The organism is Streptomyces sp. P17, assembly GCF_032436805.1.
Taxonomy (GTDB): domain Bacteria; phylum Actinomycetota; class Actinomycetes; order Streptomycetales; family Streptomycetaceae; genus Streptomyces.
On record NZ_JAVRBF010000010.1, the window covers coordinates 1 to 19,792 of the forward strand.

Annotated in this window: 17 protein-coding genes; 8 read left to right on the forward strand and 9 right to left on the reverse strand. The window is 70.3% G+C overall.

Annotated elements, in window-relative coordinates; genetic code table 11:
- Positions 1–88: 88 nt before the first annotated feature.
- Together RMT89_RS08475 and RMT89_RS08480 are read right to left on the reverse strand one after the other, a co-directional pair.
- On the reverse strand, positions 89–841 hold the full coding sequence (locus tag RMT89_RS08475) for an ABC transporter ATP-binding protein (protein WP_315883177.1): 753 nt from the start codon (positions 839–841) through the stop codon (positions 89–91).
- Positions 838–1,353 (reverse strand): PadR family transcriptional regulator, encoded by a 516-nt coding sequence (locus RMT89_RS08480; protein WP_315883178.1) that lies wholly within the window; start codon positions 1,351–1,353, stop codon positions 838–840. Before RMT89_RS08480 ends, RMT89_RS08475 begins: the two co-directional genes overlap by 4 nt.
- A gap of 132 nt (positions 1,354–1,485) precedes the next feature.
- On the opposite strand from RMT89_RS08480, the gene RMT89_RS08485 reads away from it, so the two are divergent.
- The 5 genes from RMT89_RS08485 (at position 1,486) to RMT89_RS08505 (ending at position 8,066) form a co-directional block, all read left to right on the forward strand.
- Positions 1,486–2,757 (forward strand): ABC transporter substrate-binding protein, encoded by a 1,272-nt coding sequence (locus tag RMT89_RS08485; RefSeq protein WP_315883179.1) that lies wholly within the window; start codon positions 1,486–1,488, stop codon positions 2,755–2,757.
- 144 nt (positions 2,758–2,901) lie between these two features.
- Positions 2,902–4,512, forward strand: a complete 1,611-nt coding sequence (locus RMT89_RS08490; RefSeq protein ID WP_315883180.1) for a glycoside hydrolase family 13 protein — start codon at positions 2,902–2,904, stop codon at positions 4,510–4,512.
- A gap of 39 nt (positions 4,513–4,551) precedes the next feature.
- A complete protein-coding gene (locus tag RMT89_RS08495; protein ID WP_315883181.1) occupies positions 4,552–5,868 on the forward strand; it encodes an ABC transporter substrate-binding protein in 1,317 nt (438 codons plus the stop codon).
- A 6-nt stretch (positions 5,869–5,874) separates the two neighbouring features.
- Positions 5,875–7,230, forward strand: a complete 1,356-nt coding sequence (locus tag RMT89_RS08500) for a sugar ABC transporter permease (RefSeq protein WP_315883182.1) — start codon at positions 5,875–5,877, stop codon at positions 7,228–7,230.
- Positions 7,227–8,066 (forward strand): carbohydrate ABC transporter permease, encoded by an 840-nt coding sequence (locus RMT89_RS08505; protein ID WP_315883183.1) that lies wholly within the window; start codon positions 7,227–7,229, stop codon positions 8,064–8,066. Before RMT89_RS08500 ends, RMT89_RS08505 begins: the two co-directional genes overlap by 4 nt.
- Before the next feature lie 234 nt (positions 8,067–8,300).
- Here the strand turns inward: RMT89_RS08505 and pgl are convergent, their stop codons facing one another.
- The 5 genes from pgl to tkt are packed head-to-tail and all read right to left on the reverse strand — an operon-like array spanning position 8,301 to position 14,908.
- The gene (gene pgl, locus RMT89_RS08510; protein ID WP_315883184.1) at positions 8,301–9,083 is read right to left on the reverse strand and encodes a 6-phosphogluconolactonase; all 783 of its coding nucleotides are present in this window, start codon (positions 9,081–9,083) and stop codon (positions 8,301–8,303) included.
- On the reverse strand, positions 9,080–10,129 hold the full coding sequence (gene opcA / locus RMT89_RS08515) for a glucose-6-phosphate dehydrogenase assembly protein OpcA (RefSeq protein WP_315883185.1): 1,050 nt from the start codon (positions 10,127–10,129) through the stop codon (positions 9,080–9,082). The genes pgl and opcA overlap by 4 nt, the downstream gene beginning before the upstream one ends.
- Positions 10,126–11,664, reverse strand: coding sequence for a glucose-6-phosphate dehydrogenase (gene zwf, locus RMT89_RS08520; protein ID WP_315883186.1), 1,539 nt, complete (start codon positions 11,662–11,664; stop codon positions 10,126–10,128). Before zwf ends, opcA begins: the two co-directional genes overlap by 4 nt.
- A gap of 4 nt (positions 11,665–11,668) precedes the next feature.
- Positions 11,669–12,787: a transaldolase gene (gene tal, locus RMT89_RS08525; RefSeq protein WP_315883187.1), complete on the reverse strand. Its 1,119-nt coding sequence runs from the start codon at positions 12,785–12,787 to the stop codon at positions 11,669–11,671.
- Positions 12,788–12,820: 33 nt separating this feature from the next.
- Positions 12,821–14,908 carry a transketolase gene (tkt, locus tag RMT89_RS08530; RefSeq protein WP_315883188.1) on the reverse strand — a complete coding sequence of 696 codons (2,088 nt, stop codon included), beginning with the start codon at positions 14,906–14,908 and terminating at the stop codon, positions 12,821–12,823.
- Positions 14,909–15,248: 340 nt separating this feature from the next.
- Here tkt and RMT89_RS08535 point away from each other — a divergent pair, with 340 nt between their 5' ends.
- From RMT89_RS08535 to RMT89_RS08545, 3 genes are all read left to right on the forward strand, one after another.
- Complete coding sequence (locus tag RMT89_RS08535) at positions 15,249–16,217, forward strand: heme o synthase (protein WP_399497783.1); 969 nt, start codon at positions 15,249–15,251, stop codon at positions 16,215–16,217.
- 55 nt (positions 16,218–16,272) lie between these two features.
- Positions 16,273–16,605, forward strand: a complete 333-nt coding sequence (locus RMT89_RS08540) for a hypothetical protein (protein ID WP_315883189.1) — start codon at positions 16,273–16,275, stop codon at positions 16,603–16,605.
- A gap of 72 nt (positions 16,606–16,677) precedes the next feature.
- Positions 16,678–17,784, forward strand: coding sequence for an amidohydrolase family protein (locus RMT89_RS08545; protein WP_315883190.1), 1,107 nt, complete (start codon positions 16,678–16,680; stop codon positions 17,782–17,784).
- Between the two features lie 7 nt (positions 17,785–17,791).
- Here the strand turns inward: RMT89_RS08545 and RMT89_RS08550 are convergent, their stop codons facing one another.
- Positions 17,792–18,781 carry a COX15/CtaA family protein gene (locus RMT89_RS08550; protein WP_315883312.1) on the reverse strand — a complete coding sequence of 330 codons (990 nt, stop codon included), beginning with the start codon at positions 18,779–18,781 and terminating at the stop codon, positions 17,792–17,794.
- A gap of 54 nt (positions 18,782–18,835) precedes the next feature.
- Positions 18,836–19,552, reverse strand: a complete 717-nt coding sequence (locus tag RMT89_RS08555; RefSeq protein WP_315883313.1) for an ABC transporter permease — start codon at positions 19,550–19,552, stop codon at positions 18,836–18,838.
- Positions 19,553–19,792: the final 240 nt, after the last annotated feature.

Here is a 19,792-nt window from a genome sequence, read left to right on the forward strand (position 1 = left end):
GTTGGGCCGCAGGGCAGTCCGTGAGCTCCAGCACACCGCAGTGGCACGTATCCGGCTCAGGTCCCGGGGATCGTCGTACGGCCGCATGTCAGTCCCTGAGCTCCAGTACGCCGGATATGCCGGCGCGGCGCGGCGGGGTGCCGTCGTCGAGGGTCGCGTCGTCGGCTATGCGGCCGTCGAAGAAGCTGATCACCCGGTCCGCGGCGCTCGCGAGACGGGCGTCATGGGTGACCAGCAGGATGGTCTGGCCGCGCTGGTGGAAGCGGGACAGCAGCCGCATCACCTCGCGGGTGCCCTTGCTGTCCAGGCTGCCCGCGGGCTCGTCGGCCAGCAGCAGCGGGGGCTGGTTGACCAGGGCGCGGGCCAGCGCGACCCGCTGCTGCTCACCGCCGGACAGCTCGCCCGGCATGCTGCGCTCCTTGCCCGCGAGGCCCAGCTCGGCCAGCAGCTCCTCCCGCTCGGCGCGCGCCTTCCTGGGCGGGACACCGGCGAGGAGGGCGGGCAGCTCGACGTTGTCCGCCACGGACAGGTTGGACACCAGGTTGAAGAACTGGAAGACGATCCCGATGCGCTTTCTGCGCTCCACGGCCCAGCGCCCCTCGCTCCACGCGTCCGTGGGCACGCCGTCCAGGCGGATGCTGCCGCTGTCCGGTCGCTGCAGACCGCCCAGCAGATGCAGCAGCGTCGACTTCCCGGCGCCGGAGGGGCCGGTGATCGCCACGAACTCGCCGGGTGCCACCCGCAGGTCGACCCCGCGCACGGCGTGCGCCGGGGCGCCCTCGCCGTAGTGCGTCTTGACCAGGCTCTCGGCGTGCAGCACGGGAGCGGGACCGTCGCTCATTCCAGCTCCTCCAGCTCTTCCTGGCAGCGCTCCAGCCAGTCGAGATCGGCCTGGAGATGCAGCATCGCGCCCTCGATGAGCAGATGGGCGATGCGGTTGTCGCGGTCTTCGGCGGCGGCCAGCTTCGAGAGGTTGCGCATGGTGGTGAGGTACTGGCGCCGCTGTTTGTTGATGAGGGCGATCTGGTCGGCGAGGCCGGTCCGGGGAGCGAGGGCCAGCTTCATGAAGAACTCGTCCCGCACCCGCGGCTCGTCCTCGGTCTCCTCGAACCAGGCGCTCAGCGCCTCCCGCCCGGCGTCGGTGAGGTGGTAGACCTTCTTGTTGGGCCGGCTGGACTGTTCGACGTCCTCGCCCTCGATCAGTCCCGACTTTTCGAGGCGGCCGAGGGTGACATAGATCTGGCCGACGTTCGGCTGAGGGTACGCCGAGCCCAGCAGTTGCTCAAGGTCCTGCTTGAGCTCGTAGCCGTGGGCGGGGCCGCGCGCGAGGAGTGCCAGGAGGGGCAGGCGCACTCGTGCTGTCCTCCTCGGGTCCTCGCCATGTGCGACAGGCGTAATGTGCGACAGACCCTAGTATCGCGCATACCTAACAGGTATACATGGCCTCTGGCGACGACGCCCGTGCCGGTGTACAAGGAGGAACCTATGCGGTGGATACACGCCGCCGGTAGGGGCCTTCTCGTTCTGCTGGTGGTCCTGACCGGTTACGCAGCCTCCGGTGTGCGCTCCGGTGGGGCGGACGACGGTGGGCGCGGTCCGCTCACCCTGGCCACGGCCGGTGACCTCACCGGCTACCTCGGCCCCCTCCTGGAAGGCTGGAACCGCACCCACCCCGGTGAGCGGGTCACCCTCGTCGAGCTGCCGGACTCCGCCGACGAGAGCCATGCCCAGATGGCCACCGACCTGCGGGACGACGGTCGGGGCCGGTTCGACGTGCTCAACATCGACGTGAACTGGACCTCCGAGTTCGCGGCGGCGGGCTGGATCCGGCCGCTGCCGCGGGACCGCTTCCCGCTGGAGACCTTCCTGCCCCCGGTCGTCGACACGGCGACCTACGACGGCCGGCTCTACGCCGTCCCGTACGTGACCAACGCCGGCCTGCTCCTCTACCGCAAGGACATCCTCGCCGAGGAAGGGGTCGAACCGCCGCGCACCTGGGCCGAGTTGGAGCAGCTGGCGAAGACGATCGCGCCGAAGCACGGACTCGACGGCTACGCGGGCCAGTTCCTGCCGTACGAGGGGCTCACCGTCAACGCGGCCGAGGCCGTCTACTCGGCGGGCGGGTCCATCCTCGGCGGCGAGGGCGAGCGGGTCACCGTCGACTCGGCGGCCGCCCGCGAGGGCATCGGGTTCCTGGCGCGCGGGGTGCGCGAGGGCTGGATTCCGCAACGGGCTCTGGCCTACAAGGAGGAGGAGTCCAAGCAGGCCTTCCAGGACGGACGCCTGCTCTTCCTCCGCAACTGGCCCTACGCCTATGTCGTCGCCGACGCCGAGGGGTCGCCGGCCGCCGGGAAGATCGGCGCAGCGCCGTTGCCGGGGCCGGACGGGCCGGGCACGAGTGTGCTCGGCGGCTCCAATCTGGCCGTCAGTACGCATGCCCGGTACCCCGACTCCGCCGCGCGTCTGATGGCGTATCTGACCAGTGAGCGCGTCCAGCGCCAGGTCCTCACGCGCGGCGCGCTGCCGCCGGTGCGGGCCGGTCTCTACGGGGATGCCGAACTCATCAGGGAGTTCCCGTACCTGCCGACCCTGCGCGAGAGCGTGCTCACGGCCGCGCCGCGCCCCAAGAGCCCGCGCTACGACCAGGTCAGCCTGGTGGTGCAGGCCGTCGTGCGGGACGCGATGACCGGGCGCATGACGCCCGAGGCAGCGGTACGGAGACTGGCGCGCGAGCTGGCCGCGGTCTCCGGTCGCTGAGCCCCCTAGTTACCTGTTAGGTAACGCGGATATTTCATCTGGCCTCAGTGTGGCCTAGTAAGTCCGGATTTGAGATCACAACTCGCCAGTAGCCTGCGTTCTTTTCATTGACACCCTCAGGATACGCCTACCTAACATGCATACATGTTGAGTAAGTACCGCTGGTGGCGGGACGCGGTGATCTACCAGGTGTACGTCCGCAGCTTCCTGGACAGCACCGGCGACGGCGTCGGCGATCTCGCAGGCGTCCGGGCCGGACTGCCGTATCTGAAGAAGCTCGGCGTCGACGGGATCTGGCTGAGCCCCTTCTATCCCTCGCCGCAGCACGACCACGGTTACGACGTCGCCGACTACCGCGATGTCGACCCCCTGTTCGGCGACCTCGCCGAGTTCGGCCTGCTGATGGCGGCCGCCCGGCGGCTCGGCGTCAAGGTGCTGCTGGACATCGTCCCGAACCACTGCTCCAGCGAGCACCCGTGGTTCCGCGAGGCCCTTGCGGCGGAGCCCGGCAGCGTGGCCCGCGCCCGCTTCCACTTCGCCGACGGCCGTGGCCCGGACGGCGCCGAGCCGCCCAACAACTGGCACTCGATGTTCGGCGGCCCGGCCTGGACCCGCGTCGAGGACGGCCAGTGGTACCTGCACATGTTCGCGCCCGAGCAGCCCGACTGGAACTGGCGCAACCCCGAGATCGGCGCCGAGTTCGACCAGGTGCTCCGCTTCTGGCTCGACCGGGGCGTCGACGGCTTCCGTATCGACGTCGCCGCCGGTCTCTTCAAGCACCCGGACCTGCCCGACTCGGACGACCCCGAGGCCGACGCCCGCACCCGGGACTCGGTCAACCCGCTCGCCTGGAACCAGCCCGAGGTGCACGACGTGTGGCGCCGGTGGCGGGCCGTCTGCGAGGAGTACACCGCCCGCGACGGCCGTGAACGGCTCCTGGTCGGCGAGGTCTCCGTGCCGACGGCACGCGAACACGCCCTGTACGTCCGCCCCGACGAACTCCACCAGGCCTTCTTCTTCGACCTGCTCGGCGCCCCCTGGGACGCCGACGCCTTCCGCAAGGTCATCTCCGAGGCGATGCAGGACATAGCCGGCACGGGTTCGACGGTGACCTGGGTCCTCAACAACCACGACCAGGTCCGCACCGTCACCCGCTACGGCGAACCCGCCACCGAGGGCAGCGGGCTCGGCGCCGCCCGCGCCCGCGCCGCCGCGCTGCTGATGCTGGCGCTGCCGGGAGCCGCGTACATCTACCAGGGCGAGGAGCTGGGCCTGCCCGAGGTCGTCGATCTGCCCGACGACGTGCTCACCGACCCCATCTTCCGGCGCACCGGAAGCCGCGCCCGGATCCGGGACGGCTGCCGGGTGCCGCTGCCCTGGTCGGGACAGGCCTCGCCGTTCGGCTTCACCTCCGGTGTCGAGGGCGCCAAGCCCTGGCTGCCGCAGCCGTCGTACTTCGCCGAGTACGCCACCGACCGCGCCCTCGCCGACACCCGCTCCTTCTGGCACCTGTACCGCGACGGCCTCCAACTGCGCGCCTCACTGCCCCAGTTGGGCGAGGGCGAGCTGCGCTGGCTGGACAGCGCGCCCGGCGTCCTCGCCTTCACCCGCGGCGACGGGGTGGTCTGCGCCGTCAACTTCGGTACGGCCCCCGCCCCCGCCCCGGTCTCCGGCACCCCGCTGCTGTCCAGCGGCCCCTGCCCGGCCGGGGTCCTCCCCGGCGCCACGGCCGCCTGGTGGATCGGCGACCTCTGATTTTCCGTCAACTCCCAACCTTTTGAAGGGACATCAACGATGATGCGACGACTGCTCGTGGGCTGCACCGCCCTCACCCTGGCCCTCGGCGCGACCGCCTGCGGCGGCGGCCCCGTCACAGCCGGCGGCGGCGACCAGGCGCTCAGCGGCCAGACGGTCACCGTGGCCGGTGTCTGGTCCGGCAGCGAACAGAAGAACTTCCAGAAGGTGCTGGACGCCTTCGCCGAGAAGACCGGCGCCAAGACGCAGTTCATGTCCACCGGCGACAACGTCTCCACCGTCGTCGGCAGCAAGATCGAGGGCGGCAACGCCCCCGACGTCGTCCTCGTGCCCCAGGTCGGCGTCCTGAAGCAGTTCGCCGGACAGGGCTGGCTCAAGCCGCTGTCCCAGAAGACCGAGAGCGCGGTCGACGCCAACTTCGCGAGCGTCTGGAAGACGTACGGCAGCGTCGACGGCACCTTCTACGGCCTCTACTTCAAGGCCGCCCACAAGTCGACCGTCTGGTACAGCCCCGACGCCCTCGACCAGGCCGGGGTGGAGCCGCCGCGGACCTTCGAGGCGATGCTCAAGGCCGGGCAGACCGTCTCCGACTCCGGGCTCGCCGCCTTCTCCGTCGCGGGCCAGGACGGCTGGACGCTCACCGACTGGTTCGAGAACGTCTATCTCTCCCAGGCCGGACCCGAGAAGTACGACGCGCTCGCCGCGCACGAGCTGAAGTGGACCGACGCCAGCGTGGTCGAGGCGCTCACCACCCTCGGCACGCTCTTCAAGGACGAGCAGCTGATAGCCGGCGGCCAGGACGGCGCCCTCAACACCGACTTCCCCGGCTCGGTGGAGAAGGTCTTCGGGCCGAAGGCGGAGGCCGGCATGGTCTACGAGGGCGACTTCGTCGCGGGCGTCGCCAAGGACCAGTTCGGCAAGTCCATCGGCGACGACGCCAACTTCTTCCCGTTCCCGGCGGTCGACGGCGGCGAGGCACCCGTCGTCAGCGGCGGCGACGCGGCCGTCGTACTGAAGGACGGCAAGAACCAGAAGGCCGCCCAGGCGCTCGTGGAGTACCTGGCGACCCCGGAGGCGGCCGCGGTGTGGGCCGAGGCGGGCGGTTTCCTGTCCCCGAACAAGTCGCTGGACCCGGCCGCGTACAGCGACGGGGTCACCCGGGCCACCGCCAAGTCCCTGATCGCCGCCGGGGATTCGGTCCGCTTCGACATGTCCGACCAGGCGCCCGCGGCCTTCGGCGGCACCAAGGGCACCGGCGAGTGGAAGATCCTCCAGGACTTCCTGCGCGACCCGTCCGACCCGAAGGGGACCGCGGCGAAGCTGGAGGCCGCCGCGGCCAAGGCGTACAAGGGCTGACGCGCCATGACCGCGACCCTCGTCAAGGAGACGAACCCCCCGCCGCCCGTCGCGCTCCCCGAGCGGGCCCGGCGCCTGCGGCGGCGGGGGCGGATCATCGCCCTCCTCTTCGTCCTCCCGGCGCTGCTGCTGCTCGGCGCGCTCGTCGTCTACCCCGTGCTGTTCTCCGTCGGCCGCAGCTTCTTCGACGCCTCCGGCACCCGGTTCGTGGGCGGCGAGAACTACTCCGAGATGTTCCGCGACCCGGCCACCCTCAAGGCCGTCCGCAACACCGCGATCTGGGTGGTGGTGGCCCCGGCCCTGCTCACCGGGCTCGGCCTGATCCTGGCCGTGCTGGTGGAGAAGGTCCGCTGGGCGACCGCCTTCAAGCTGCTGCTGTTCATGCCGATGGCGGTGTCCTTCCTCGCCGCCGGCATCATCTTCCGGCTCGCCTACGACGAGGACCCCGACAAGGGCGTCCTCAACGCCGCCGTGGTCTCCGTCCACGACGCGATCAAGGGCACGTCGGCGTACCCGACGGCGCGTGGCAGGGAGGGGCAGGGACTGACCAAGTCCGCGGACGGCTCGTATCGTACGAGCGCCTCGACCGGGGAGTCGGTGACGCTCGGCCTGGTCGGCGTCCCGCCCAAGGAACTTCCCGCGGACGCCGAACCCGCCTACCGGGCCGCCGCCCGCGAGGCCGCCCCCGGCGAACTGAGCGGAGTCGTCTACCTGGACTTCACGCCCGGCGGGGGAGGGAAACAGGGCAAGGTCGACCGGCGGGAGAGCGGGCTGCCGGAGATCACGGTCGAGGCGGTGCGCAACGGGCGTACGGCCGCTACGACGACGACCGGGTCCGACGGTTCGTTCCGCTTCCCCGAACTGGCCGATGGCGCCTATGAGATACGGCTGCCGGCCTCGAACTTCGCCGCGCCTTATGAGGGGATCTCCTGGCTCGGTCCTGTGCTGGTGACGCCCGCGATCATCGGGGCGTACCTGTGGATCTGGACCGGGTTCGCGATGGTGCTGATCGGTGCCGGGCTCGCCACGTTGCCGCGTGACGCGTTGGAGGCGGCGCGGATGGACGGTGCCAACGAGTGGCAGATCTTCCGGAAGATCACGGTGCCGCTGCTCGCGCCCGTGCTGACCGTGGTCTTCGTGACGCTGGTGATCAATGTGATGAAGGTCTTCGATCTCGTCTACATCATCGCGCCGGGGCCGGTGCAGGAGGACGCGACTGTCCTCGCCACCCAGATGTGGCTGGTGTCGTTCGGCGGCGGCAACAACCAGGGGCTGGGCAGCGCGCTCGGCGTGCTTCTGCTGCTCCTGGTCGTCCCCGCCATGGTCTTCAACCTCCGCCGCTTCCGAAGGAGTCAGCGATGAACGCCGTCCGCCGGACCCTCGGCAGCAGTGTGGTGCAGGCCTTTCTCGTCCTGGTCGGTCTGGTCTGGGTCACCCCGCTCGCCGGGCTGCTGCTGTCCTCGCTCAGATCGGCCGAGGACACCGCGACAGGCGGCTGGTGGACGGTGTTCACCAGCCCGGGTCAGCTGTCCCTGGACAACTACTCGGCGCTGCTGGAGAACGCGGGGATCACCCAGGCGTTCTGGAACACCGTGCTGATCTCGGTGCCGACGACCGTGCTGGTCGTGGTCCTCGCGGCGCTCGCCGGATACGCCTTCGCCTGGCTGGATTTCCCCGGCCGGGAGGCGATCTTCCTGGTCGTGGTGGCGCTGTTGGTGGTTCCGGTGCAGGTCGGACTGCTGCCGGTGGCCAAACTCTTCGGCCAGTTGGGGCTGTTCGGCACGATCCCGGGTGTGGTGCTCTTCCACGTCGCCTACGGCCTGCCGTTCGCGGTGTTCCTGTTGCGGAACTACTTCGCCGAGATGCCCAAGGAGATGCTGGAGGCCGCGCGGATGGACGGCGGCGGGGAGTGGCGGATCTTCACGCGGCTCGTGCTGCCGGTCGGGCGGCCCGCGATCGCCAGCCTCGCGATCTTCCAGTTCCTGTGGGTGTGGAACGACATGCTGGTCGCCCTGCTCTTCGCGGACAGCTCGTCGCAGCCGCTGACGGTGGAACTCCAGTCGCAGATACGGCAGTTCGGCAGCAACATCGATGTGCTGGCGCCGGGGGCGTTTGTGTCGTTGGTGGTGCCGGTTGTGGTGTTCTTCGCGTTCCAGCGGCACTTTGTGCAGGGGGTTATGGCGGGGTCGGTCAAGTAGGGTTTCTCGCCCCCGCCGCCCCTGCCCTCCCCCAGAGGGGGACCCCCACCGTCCCCTGGGGGCTGCCGCCCCCAGACCCCCGCTTCGGCCCTGAAGGGGCCTCGTCCTCAAACGCCGGACGGGCTGAATAATCAGCCCCTCCGGCGTTTGAGGAGCGGGGGTCCAGGGGGCAGAGCCCCCTGGGATGGGACGGGCAGGGGCGGCGGGGGCGAAAACGATCCCCGCCGCCCCCACTCACGCCGAAGCCGGCGGATACAGCGACCGCGGCAATTGCGAGGCCGCCGCCGCGTCCAGCAGCCACAGCGTGCGCTGCCTGCCGTGCGCGCCCGCCGCCGGGGCCTGGACCTCGCCCGCGCCCGAGAGGGCGATCGCCGCGGCCCGGGCCTTGTCCTCGCCCGCGGCCAGGAGCCAGACCTCGCGGGCCGCCCGGATCGCCGGGAGGGTGAGGGTGACCCGGGTGGGCGGGGGCTTGGGCGCGCCGTGTACGCCGACCACCGTCCGCTCGGTCTCGCGGACCGCCGGGAGCTCCGGGAACAGCGACGCCACATGCGTGTCCGGTCCGACGCCCAGCATCAGGACGTCGAAGGTCGGTACCGCGCCGTGGTTCTCGGGGCCTGCCGCGCGGGCCAGTTCAGCGGCGTAGGCGGCCGCCGCCGCGTCCGCGTCGGTGCCGTAGGGGCCGTCCGATGCGGGCATGGCGTGCACCCGCTTGGGGTCCAGGGGCACCGCGTCCAGCAGGGCCTCGCGGGCCTGCGTGACATTGCGCTCCGGATCCCCCTCGGGGAGGAAGCGTTCGTCGCCCCACCACAGGTCGAGCCGCGCCCAGTCGATGGCGTCCCGGGCGGGGGCCGCCGCCAGCGCGGCCAGCAGGCCGTTGCCGTTGCGCCCACCGGTGAGGACCACGGACGCATAGCTCCGTGAGGCCTGCGCGTCCACGATCTTCGTGATCAGCCGGGCCGCCGCGGCCTGCGCCATCAGCTCCTTGTCGCGGTGCACGACCAGCTGCGGAGTGCTCACTTCGCCGCCGCCTTCTTCACGGGGGCCTTCTTGGCCGCCTTCTTGGCGGGAGCCTTCGCGGCCTCCTCCACCGGCGTCTCCACGGCGACGGGCTCCTCCGCGGGCTCCGGCTCCTCGGCGACCGAGTGCAGCCGCTCCACCCCGAACCGCAGCGCGGACGCGTACGTGTCGTCCGGGTCGAGCCGTCGCAACTCCTCCGCGATCAGCTCGGCCGTCTCACGCCGCTTGAGCGCCACCGCACGGTCCGGCTGGCCCTGGATGGACAGGGTCGCCAGCGAGCCGTCCGCCCGGTCCAGCACGATCGGGCCGCAGTCGGTGGACATGCGGACCGCCGTCAGGCCGGGGCCCGACGACAGGGAGCGCTTGACGGGGACGTCCAACCGGTCCGCGAGCCACATCGCCAGCAGCTCACAGCTCGGGTTGAACTCCTCGCCCTCCACCTCCACGCCCTTGACCTCGCACACGACCTGGTCCAGAGCGGCGGCCAGCATCGAGCGCCAGGGCGTGATGCGGGTCCACGACAGGTCCGTGTCGCCGGGGGTGTAGGTGCCGGCGCGGGCTTCCAGGTCCCGTACCGGCTGCTCGGAGGCGTAGGTGTCGGTCACCCGGCGCTGGGCCAGTGCGCCCAGCGGGTCGCTGGCCGGGTCCAGCGGCGCGTTCACCGGCCACCAGACCACGACCGGGGCGTCCGGCAGCAGCAGCGGCAGGACCACCGACTGGGCGTGGTTGACGACATCGCCGTACAGCCGCAGCACGATGGTCTCGCCGGTGCCCGCGTCCGCGCCCACCCGCACATCGGCGTCCAGGCGGGACTTCGTCCGGTCGCGGGGCGAGCGCGAGACGCGCTTGATGACCACGAGCGTGCGCGAGGGGTGCTCGCGCGAGGCGTCGTTCGCGGCCCTGAGCGCGTCGTACGCGTTCTCCTCGTCCGTCACGATGACCAGCGTGAGCACCATGCCGACGGCAGGGGTGCCGATGGCCCGGCGGCCCTGGACAAGGGCCTTGTTGATCTTGCTGGCCGTGGTGTCCGTGAGGTCTGTCTTCATGGCCGGCGCCAGCTCCGTCCGTCTCGCTCAAGCATGTCGTCCGCCTCGCCGGGACCCCAGCTGCCGGCCGGGTACTGGGCCGGAGTGCCGCTCTTGTCCCAGTACTCCTCGATCGGGTCGAGGATCTTCCAGGACAGCTCGACCTCCTCGGTACGCGGGAAGAGGTTCGAGTCGCCGAGCAGGACGTCCAGGATGAGGCGCTCGTACGCCTCCGGACTGGACTCCGTGAAGGACTCGCCGTAGGCGAAGTCCATGGACACGTCCCGGATCTCCATCGAGGTGCCGGGCACCTTGGAGCCGAAGCGGACCGTGACGCCCTCGTCCGGCTGGACGCGGATCACGATCGCGTTCTTGCCGAGTTCCTCCGTCGCCGTGTGGTCGAAGGGGGAGTGCGGCGCCCGCTGCAGGACCACCGCGATCTCGGTGACCCGGCGGCCGAGCCGCTTGCCGGTGCGCAGATAGAAGGGGACGCCCGCCCAGCGGCGGTTGTCGACCTCCAGCTTGATCGCGGCGTAGGTGTCGGTCTTCGACTTGGGGTCGATGCCCTCCTCCTGGAGGTAGCCGACCGCCTTCTCGCCGCCCTGCCAGCCGGCCGAGTACTGCGCGAACACGGTGTCCCGCCCCAGGTCCCTCGGCAGCCGTACGGCACCGAGCACCTTGGTCTTCTCCGCGGCCAGCGCGTCCGCGTCGAAGGAGGCGGGCTCCTCCATGGCCGTGAGGGCCATCAGCTGGAGCAGGTGGTTCTGGATGACGTCACGGGCGGCGCCGATGCCGTCGTAGTAGCCGGCCCGGCCGCCGATGCCGATGTCCTCGGCCATCGTGATCTGGACGTGGTCCACGAAGGACCGGTTCCAGATCGGCTCGAACATCGTGTTGGCGAAGCGCAGCGCCAGGATGTTCTGGACGGTCTCCTTGCCCAGGTAGTGGTCGATCCGGAAGACCTGGTCCGGGGCGAACACCTCGTGCACGACCTTGTTGAGCTCCTCGGCCGACTTCAGGTCGTGGCCGAAGGGCTTCTCGATGACCGCGCGGCGCCAGGAGCCGCCCGTCTGGTCGGCGAGGCCGTGCTTCTTCAGCTGCTGGATGACCACCGGGAAGGAGCGCGGCGGCACGGACAGATAGAAGGCGAAGTTGCCGCCCGTGCCCTGTGCCTTGTCCAGCTCGTCGATGGTGTCGCGCAGCCGCTCGAAGGCCTCGTCGTCGTCGAAGGTGCCCTGGACGAACCGCATGCCCTGGATGAGCTGGTGCCAGACCTCCTCGCGGAAGGGGGTCCGGGCGTGCTCCTTGACCGCGTCGTGGACCTCCTGGGCGAAGTCCTCGTTCTGCCACTCACGCCGGGCGAAGCCGACCAGCGAGAAACCCGGCGGCAGCAGACCCCGGTTCGCGAGGTCGTACACGGCGGGCATGAGCTTCTTTCGTGACAAATCGCCCGTGACGCCGAAGATGACCAGGCCCGACGGCCCCGCGATACGCGGGAGCCGTCGGTCGGCGGGGTCACGAAGCGGGTTCGCTCCGGAACCGGAAAGGGGGGACAAGATGTCAGCCCTCCGCGGGGGCGAGGCGGTTGAGCTCCGCCTCGGTCGACTTGAGCAGGTCGTTCCACGAAGCCTCGAACTTCTCGACGCCCTCGTCCTCCAGCAGCCGCACCACGTCGTCGTACGAGATCCCGAGCTTCTCGACGGCGTCGAGCTCGGCGCGGGCCTGCTCGTAGGTATCGGCGACCGCGTTGCCGCGGATCCGGCCACCTTCCTCGGTGGCCTGCAGGGTGGCCTCGGGCATGGTGTTCACCGTGTTCGGCGCGACCAGCTCGTCGACGTACAGGGTCGGCTTGTAGGCCGGGTCCTTCACGCCGGTGGAGGCCCACAGCGGACGCTGCTTGTTGGCGCCCGCCTTCTCCAGCGCGCTCCAGCGGTCGGTGCCGAACACCTCCTCGTACGCCTGGTAGGCCAGGCGCGCGTTGGCGACGCCGGCCTTGCCGCGGGCGGCCTTGGCCTCGTCGGTGCCGAGCGCGTCGATCCGCTTGTCGATCTCGGTGTCCACTCGGGACACGAAGAAGGACGCCACCGAGTGGATCAGAGAGAGGTCGAGACCCTTCTCCTTGGCCTTCTCCAGGCCCGCCTGGTAGGCGTCCATGACCTCGCGGTAGCGCTCCAGCGAGAAGATCAGCGTGACGTTGACGCTGATGCCGTTGCCGATCACCTCGGTGATGGCCGGCAGGCCCGCCTTGGTGGCCGGGATCTTGATCAGCGTGTTGGGGCGGTCGACCAGCCAGGCCAGCTGCTTGGCCTCGGCGATCGTCGCCTTGGTGTTGTGCGCGAGCCGCGGGTCGACCTCGATCGACACCCGGCCGTCCTTGCCGCCGGTCGCCTCGAAGACCGGGTGCAGGATGTCGGCGGCGTCCCGGACGTCCGCCGTGGTGATCATGCGGACCGCCTCGTCGACGGTGACCTTGCGGGCGGCGAGGTCGGCGAGCTGCTGCTCGTAACCGTCGCCCGACGAGATCGCCTTCTGGAAGATGGTCGGGTTGGTGGTGACGCCCACGACGTGCTGCTGGTCGATCAGCTCGGCGAGGTTGCCGGACGTGATCCGCTTGCGCGACAGGTCGTCCAGCCAGATCGCCACGCCCTCCTCGGAGAGGCGCTTGAGTGCGTCTGTCATGGAATTACATCTCCTACGTGTCGTATGTGAGCGTCAGCGCCGGGCGGCGGCGAGGGATTCCCGCGCCTCGGCGGCCACGTTCTCCGCAGTGAAGCCGTACTCCTGGAAAAGGACCTTGCCGTCGGCCGAAGCACCGAAGTGCTCCAGGGAAACGATGCGACCGGCGTCCCCGACGTACTTGTGCCAGGTGAGCCCGATGCCGGCCTCCACCGCGACACGCGCCTTGACCGCGGGCGGCAGGACGCTGTCCCGGTACCCCTGGTCCTGCTCCTCGAACCACTCCACGGACGGCATGGACACGACCCGCGTCGGCACCCCGTCGGCCTCCAGCTGCTCGCGCGCCGCGACGGCCACGTGCACCTCGGAACCGGTGGCGATCAGGATCACCTCGGGCGTCCCCGTCGAGGCCTCGAACAGGACGTAACCACCCTTGGCGGCGTCCTCGTTGGGCTCGTACGTCGGCACGCCCTGACGGGTCAGCGCGAGGCCGTGCGGGGCACCCTTGCCGAAGACCTTCGTGTACCGCTTGAGGATCTCGCGCCAGGCGATGGCGGTCTCGTTGGCGTCGGCCGGGCGGACCACGTTCAGACCCGGGATGGCGCGCAGCGAGGCGAGGTGCTCGACCGGCTGGTGGGTGGGGCCGTCCTCACCGAGACCGATGGAGTCGTGCGTCCACACGTACGTCACCGGCAGGTGCATCAGGGCCGACAGACGCACGGCATTGCGCATGTAGTCGGAGAACACCAGGAAGGTGCCGCCGTAGACACGGGTGTTGCCGTGCAGCGTGATGCCGTTCATCTCCGCGGCCATGGAGTGCTCGCGGATACCGAAGTGGATCGTGCGGCCGTACGGGTTCGCCTCCGGAAGCGGGTTGTCCGCCGGGAGGAACGACGACGTCTTGTCGATCGTCGTGTTGTTGGAGCCCGCCAGGTCGGCCGAGCCGCCCCACAGCTCCGGGACGACCGGGCCGAGCGCCTGGAGCACCTTGCCGGACGCGGCGCGGGTGGCGACGCCCTTGCCGGGCTCGAACACCGGGATGGCCGACTCCCAGCCCTTGGGCAGCTCGCCCGCGGCGATGCGGTCGAACTCGGCCGCGCGCTCGGCGTTGTTGTTGCGCCACTCCTGGAAGGACTTCTCCCACTCCGCCTTGGCCTGACGGCCGCGCTCCAGCGCCTGGCGGGTGTGGTTGATCACCTCGTCGGCGACCTCGAAGCTCTGCTCCGGGTCGAAGCCGAGGACGCGCTTGGTGGCCGCTACCTCGTCGTCGCCGAGCGCCGAGCCGTGCGCGGCCTCGGTGTTCTGGGCGTTGGGGGCCGGCCAGGCGATGATCGAGCGCATCGCGATGAACGACGGCTTGTCCGTGACGGCCTTGGCCTGCTGGATGGCCTCGTAGATGGCGACCGGGTCGAGGTCGCCGTTGGCCTGCGGCTCGACGCGCTGCACATGCCAGCCGTACGACTCGTACCGCTTGACCGTGTCCTCGGAGACGGCCGTCTCGGTGTCGCCCTCGATCGAGATGTGGTTGTCGTCCCACAGCAGGATCAGGTTGCCGAGCTGCTGGTGGCCGGCGAGTGAGGAGGCCTCGGCGGAGATGCCCTCCTGGAGGCAGCCGTCACCGGCGATGCAGTAGATGAAGTGGTCGAACGGGGACTCACCGACGGGAGCCTCCGGGTCGAACAGACCGCGCTCGTAGCGGGCGGCCATCGCCATGCCCACCGCGTTGGCGACACCTTGGCCCAGCGGGCCCGTGGTGGTCTCCACACCCGTGGTGTGGCCGTACTCCGGGTGACCCGGGGTCTTCGAGCCCCACGTCCGGAACGACTTCAGGTCGTCCAGCTCCAGGCCGAAGCCGGCCAGGTACAGCTGGGTGTAGAGGGTCAGGGACGAGTGGCCCGCGGACAGCACGAAGCGGTCGCGGGCGACCCAGTCGGCATCGGCCGGGTCGTGCCGCATCACCTTCTGGAAGAGGGTGTACGCGGCAGGCGCAAGGCTCATCGCCGTACCGGGATGGCCGTTGCCGACCTTCTGTACGGCGTCGGCGGCCAGGACGCGGGCGGTGTCCACGGCCCGCTGGTCCAGTTCGGTCCACTCGATGTCTGTGGTGGTCGGCTTGGTGCTCACCCTGGGTCAGGGCTCCTCTCCACATGTCACGCATGTCGAATTGCCGGTGCACGGGGCGCCCCGGCCGTTGTCGAGCCTACCCCCGTATGTACGTGCGTTTTTTCGAGTCATTCCAGACTGCCGGGACTCGCCGGTATCCGCCTCCCGACTGGTCCGTACCGCGTTCGGCAAGTGAATACGAAGCCGCTCGAACGAGTGCTCAATCGAGTCCCGATCGGCTCTTCCGGCGGCGCTCACCAACACGAGGCCACCCCCGCGAATGCCCGGGTCTGGGCAACGTCTACAGTGGCGTGGTACGCGCGAGCCTTTACCGGGGCTTCACACCGGGAGGCTTGCTGGGATGTCTCTGTCAGGGGTGTGCGTGACGGCCGTTGAATCCCGTCCAGCGGGGATTATCGGGACGAGCCAGAGCCCGAGCCGGCGGCCGATCGGGGCCCGGGTCAAGGCGTTCGTGGCGCTGACCAAGCCGCGGATCATCGAACTGCTGCTGATCACCACCGTTCCGGTGATGTTCCTGGCGCAGCAGGGCGTACCCGATCTCGGCCTCGTCCTCCTCACCTGCCTCGGCGGCTATCTCTCCGCGGGCGGCGCCAACGCGCTGAACATGTACATCGACCGTGACATCGACGCGCTCATGGACCGCACCTCGCAGCGCCCGCTGGTCACCGGCATGGTGAGCCCGCGCGAGTGCCTGGCCTTCGGCATCACCCTGGCGATCGTGTCCACCCTGCTGTTCGGCCTCACCGTCAACTGGCTGTCGGCCTGGCTCTCCCTCGGCGCGCTCCTCTTCTACGTCGTCGTCTACACGATGATCCTCAAGCGCCGCACCTCGCAGAACATCGTGTGGGGCGGCATCGCGGGCTGTATGCCGGTGCTGATCGGCTGGTCCTCGGTCACGAACTCCCTGTCCTGGGCGCCGGTCATCCTCTTCCTCGTCATGTTCTTCTGGACGCCGCCGCACTACTGGCCGCTGTCCATGAAGGTGCGGGAGGACTACGCGCGTGTGGGCGTGCCGATGCTCCCGGTCGTCGCCTCCAACAAGACCGTCGCCAAGCAGATCGTGCTCTACAGCTGGGTGATGGTGGCGGTCTCGCTCCTCCTCACCCCCCTCGGCTACACGGGCTGGTTCTACACACTGGTCGCGCTGGTGGCGGGCGGCTGGTGGCTGTGGGAGGCGCACGCCCTGCAGAACCGGGCGAAGGCCGAGGTGACGGGCACGAAGCTGAAGGAGATGCGGCTGTTCCACTGGTCCATCACCTATGTCTCGCTGCTGTTCGTCGCGGTCGCGGTGGACCCCTTCCTGAGGTAAGCGTCACTCGGTCCCCCCGTCGCCGTTTGATCTACTCGTCGGTAGCATCCTGACCATGGCAGACACGCAAGCGGTTGACGCGAAGGCCGAGCGCCGGGCGGCCAAGCTGGCCAAGCAGATCAGCGCCTTCTCCAAGGCACACGGCGGCGCCGAGGCCCAGGTGGCCTACCTCGGCGAGCGCGGCGCCCGGATCGCCCTCGTCGGCGAGGACGGCAACTGGGGCAGCCTGGTGGCCCCGACGTACCCGATCGCCGAACAGGCGGTGCAGAAGGCGGGCATCACTGTTCACGAAGAATTCGACGGCGAGTTCGCGGCGAAGGTGAAGACCGGCCCGTACGAGTGGACGCGGATGGCCGGAATTCAGGTCGGCGGCCCGAGCAACGGCTGACGCCTCCCGGCCGCACCCCCGACCCCGGTTCACCCGTTAAGCCCTGTAAAGGGTCCACCCACGGGAGTCCGGATGATCGAAACGCCGTCCCTCGTGGACCAGTACTGCCACGGCGTGCTGCGTACGGAGCTGGGCCTCGGCACCTTCGAGGCCCGCCTCGCCCGCACCGAGGGCCCGCCGGCCCCCGGCACGACCCTCTTCGACACCCAGACGGGTTTCGCCGTACGGCGCTGGTGCCCCCCGCTGCTGGGCCTTGAACCGCACTGCCCGCCCGCCCGCTATCTCGCCCGGCGCCGTGAACTCGGCGTACTGGAGTCGGGCCGGCGGCTGTTGCGGGGCAGCGGCATCACCACCTACCTGGTCGACACCGGACTGCCCGGCGACCTCACCGGACCAGACGAGCTGGCCTGCGCCGGAGCCGCGCAGGCCCATGAGATCGTGCGGCTGGAACTCCTCGCGGAACAGGTCGCCGACACCTCGGGAACCGTCGAGTCCTTCCTGGCCAACCTCGCCGAATCGGTCCACGGCGCCGCCGCGCACGCGGTCGCCTTCACCTCGGTCGCGGGCGTACGGCACGGCCTCGCGCTGGCGCCCGAGCCGCCGGGACCCGGCGAGGTGCGGGGCGCGGCGGGGCGCTGGCTGGCCGGGCGCCGGGTGGGCGGCGAGCTGACCGACCCGGTGCTGCTCCGGCATCTGCTGTGGAGCGCGGTCGCCTCGGGCCTGCCGCTCCAACTGCACGCGGGCCTCGGCGAACCGGGCCTGCGCATCGACCGTACGGATCCGGTGCTGCTCACGGACTTCGTCCGCGCCACGGCGGGCCTCGGCACGGACCTGATCCTGCTGCACAGCTACCCGTACCACCGCCACGCCGCCCACCTGGCCGGCGTCTTCCCGCACGTCTACGCCGACTCCGGCGCCGCCCTGGTCCGCACCGGCGCCCGCGCCGCGACCGTCCTCGCGGAGATCTTGGAACTCGCCCCCTTCGGCAAGATCCTTTTCTCCAGCGGCGGCCAGGAACTCCCGGAACTCCACGTCGTGGGCGCCCGCCTCTTCCGCGACGCCCTCGGACGCGTGCTGGGCACCTGGGTCGCCGAGGGGGCGTGGTCGCCGGCGGACGCGCAGCGCGTGGCGGGGCTGATCGCGGCGGGGAACGCCCGGCGGGTGTACGGGCTGGAGTGAGCCGGACTCAGGCCCTGGTCAGCGACGTCTCGGCGGCCGGACCCGGGAGCTCGACCTCCGTCGACGGGCGTTCCCGCAGCGACAGCAGGACCCGTAGCGTCGCGATCCACACCAGGCAGGAGCCGAACATGTGGGCGCCGACCAGGATCTCGGGGAGGTCGGTGAAGTACTGGACGTAGCCGATGGCGCCCTGGGCCAGCAGGATCAGGAACAGGTCGCGGGTGCGGGTCAGTGGGCCGCGAGGGGCCTCCACCGCCTTGAGGACGAACCACAGGGCGAAGGTCAGGGTCACCACGATCCAGGCCAGGACCGCGTGCAGCTTGCTCACGCTCTCCCAGGCCAGCGGCATGCGCTCGACCTCGCTGGAGTCGCCCGCGTGCGGGCCCGCGCCGGTGACGACCGTGCCGACCGCGATCAGCAGCACGGTGGCCACGACCAGCACCCAGACCAGTTGCTGCACGGCCTTGCCGACCAGCGGGCGGGGCGCTTCGTCGCCCTCCCGGGTGCGCTGCCACATCGCCGTGGCGATCGCGATCAGCGCCGTGGAGAGCAGGAAGTGCGCGGCGACCGTGTACGGGTTCAGGCCGACCAGCACGACGATCCCGCCGAGGATCGCGTTGCCCATCACCACCCAGAACTGCGCCCAGCCGAGACGGGTCAGGCTGCGCCGGTACGGCTTCTCGGAGCGCGCGGCGATGATCGCCCAGCCGACGGCGGCGCACAGCACGTACGTCAGCATGCGGTTGCCGAACTCGATGTAGCCGTGGATGCCCATCTCGGCGGTGTTGCTGATCGAGTCCTCGGTGCACTTGGGCCAGGTCGGGCAGCCCAGGCCGGAGCCGGTCAGCCGCACCGCACCGCCGGTGACCACGATGACCACCGACATGACGAGCGCGGCGAGGGCCGCCCGCTGAACCGTCTTCGGATCCGGGGTCCAGCGTGCGGCGATGAAGGCGAGCGGGTTGCGCACGGCCGCTACGGCGTCGGCGCGGGTCAGATTCGGCACGCGACCTATCGTAGGGCCGGGCTTGTGCACGCTTTCACGAGGGGGTTACTCCCAGCGGAAGAACCTCCCGGCGGCCGCCAGCCCCACGACGGACCAGACGGCCAGAATCCCCAGGTCGGCCCACGGCATCCCGGCCCCGTGCTGCAAGACGTCCCGCAGGCCGTCCGACAGCGCCGAGATCGGCAGCAGCCCGAGCACGTCCTGTGCCGCGTCCGGGAACTTGTCCAGCGGCACGATGACCCCGCCGCCGACGAGCAGCAGCAGGAAGACCAGGTTGGCGGCGGCGAGCGTGGCCTCCGCCTTGAGTGTGCCCGCCATCAGCAGACCGAGGCCCGAGAAGGCGGCCGTGCCGAGGATCAGGAGCAGGATCACGGCCAGCGGGTTGCCCTGCGGGTCCCAGCCGAGCGCGAAGGCGATCACCGTCACCAGCAGGACCTGGAGGACCTCGGTGACCAGGACCGACAGGGTCTTCGCCGTCATCAGGCCCCAGCGGGGGAGCGGGGAGGAGGCGAGGCGCTTCAGGACGCCGTACCGGCGCTCGAAGCCCGTCGCGATGGCCTGGCCCGTGAACGCCGTCGACATCACCGCGAGCGCGAGGATGCCGGGGGCGAGGAAGTCCACGGCCTCGCCCTCGCCGGTGTCGACGACGTCGACCGTGCTGAACAGGACCAGCAGCAGGGTCGGGATGACGACCGTGAGCAGCAGTTGCTCGCCGTTGCGCAGGAGCATCTTCGTCTCCAGCGCCGCCTGCGCCATGATCATGCGGGGCAGCGGGGCGGCCCCGGGCCTCGGGGCGTACGTACCCACACTCACGGGCGCAGCTCCTTGCCGGTCAGTTCCAGGCTGTGTCTTCCCGGGGGGTGACCCCCGGACCCCCAGCAGGTGGTTGTGCGGGCCTGAATCACGGGCGCAGCTCCTTGCCGGTCAGTTCCAGGCTGTGTCTTCCCGGGGGGTGACCCCCGGACCCCCAGCAGGTGCTTGTGCGGGCCTGAATCACGGGCG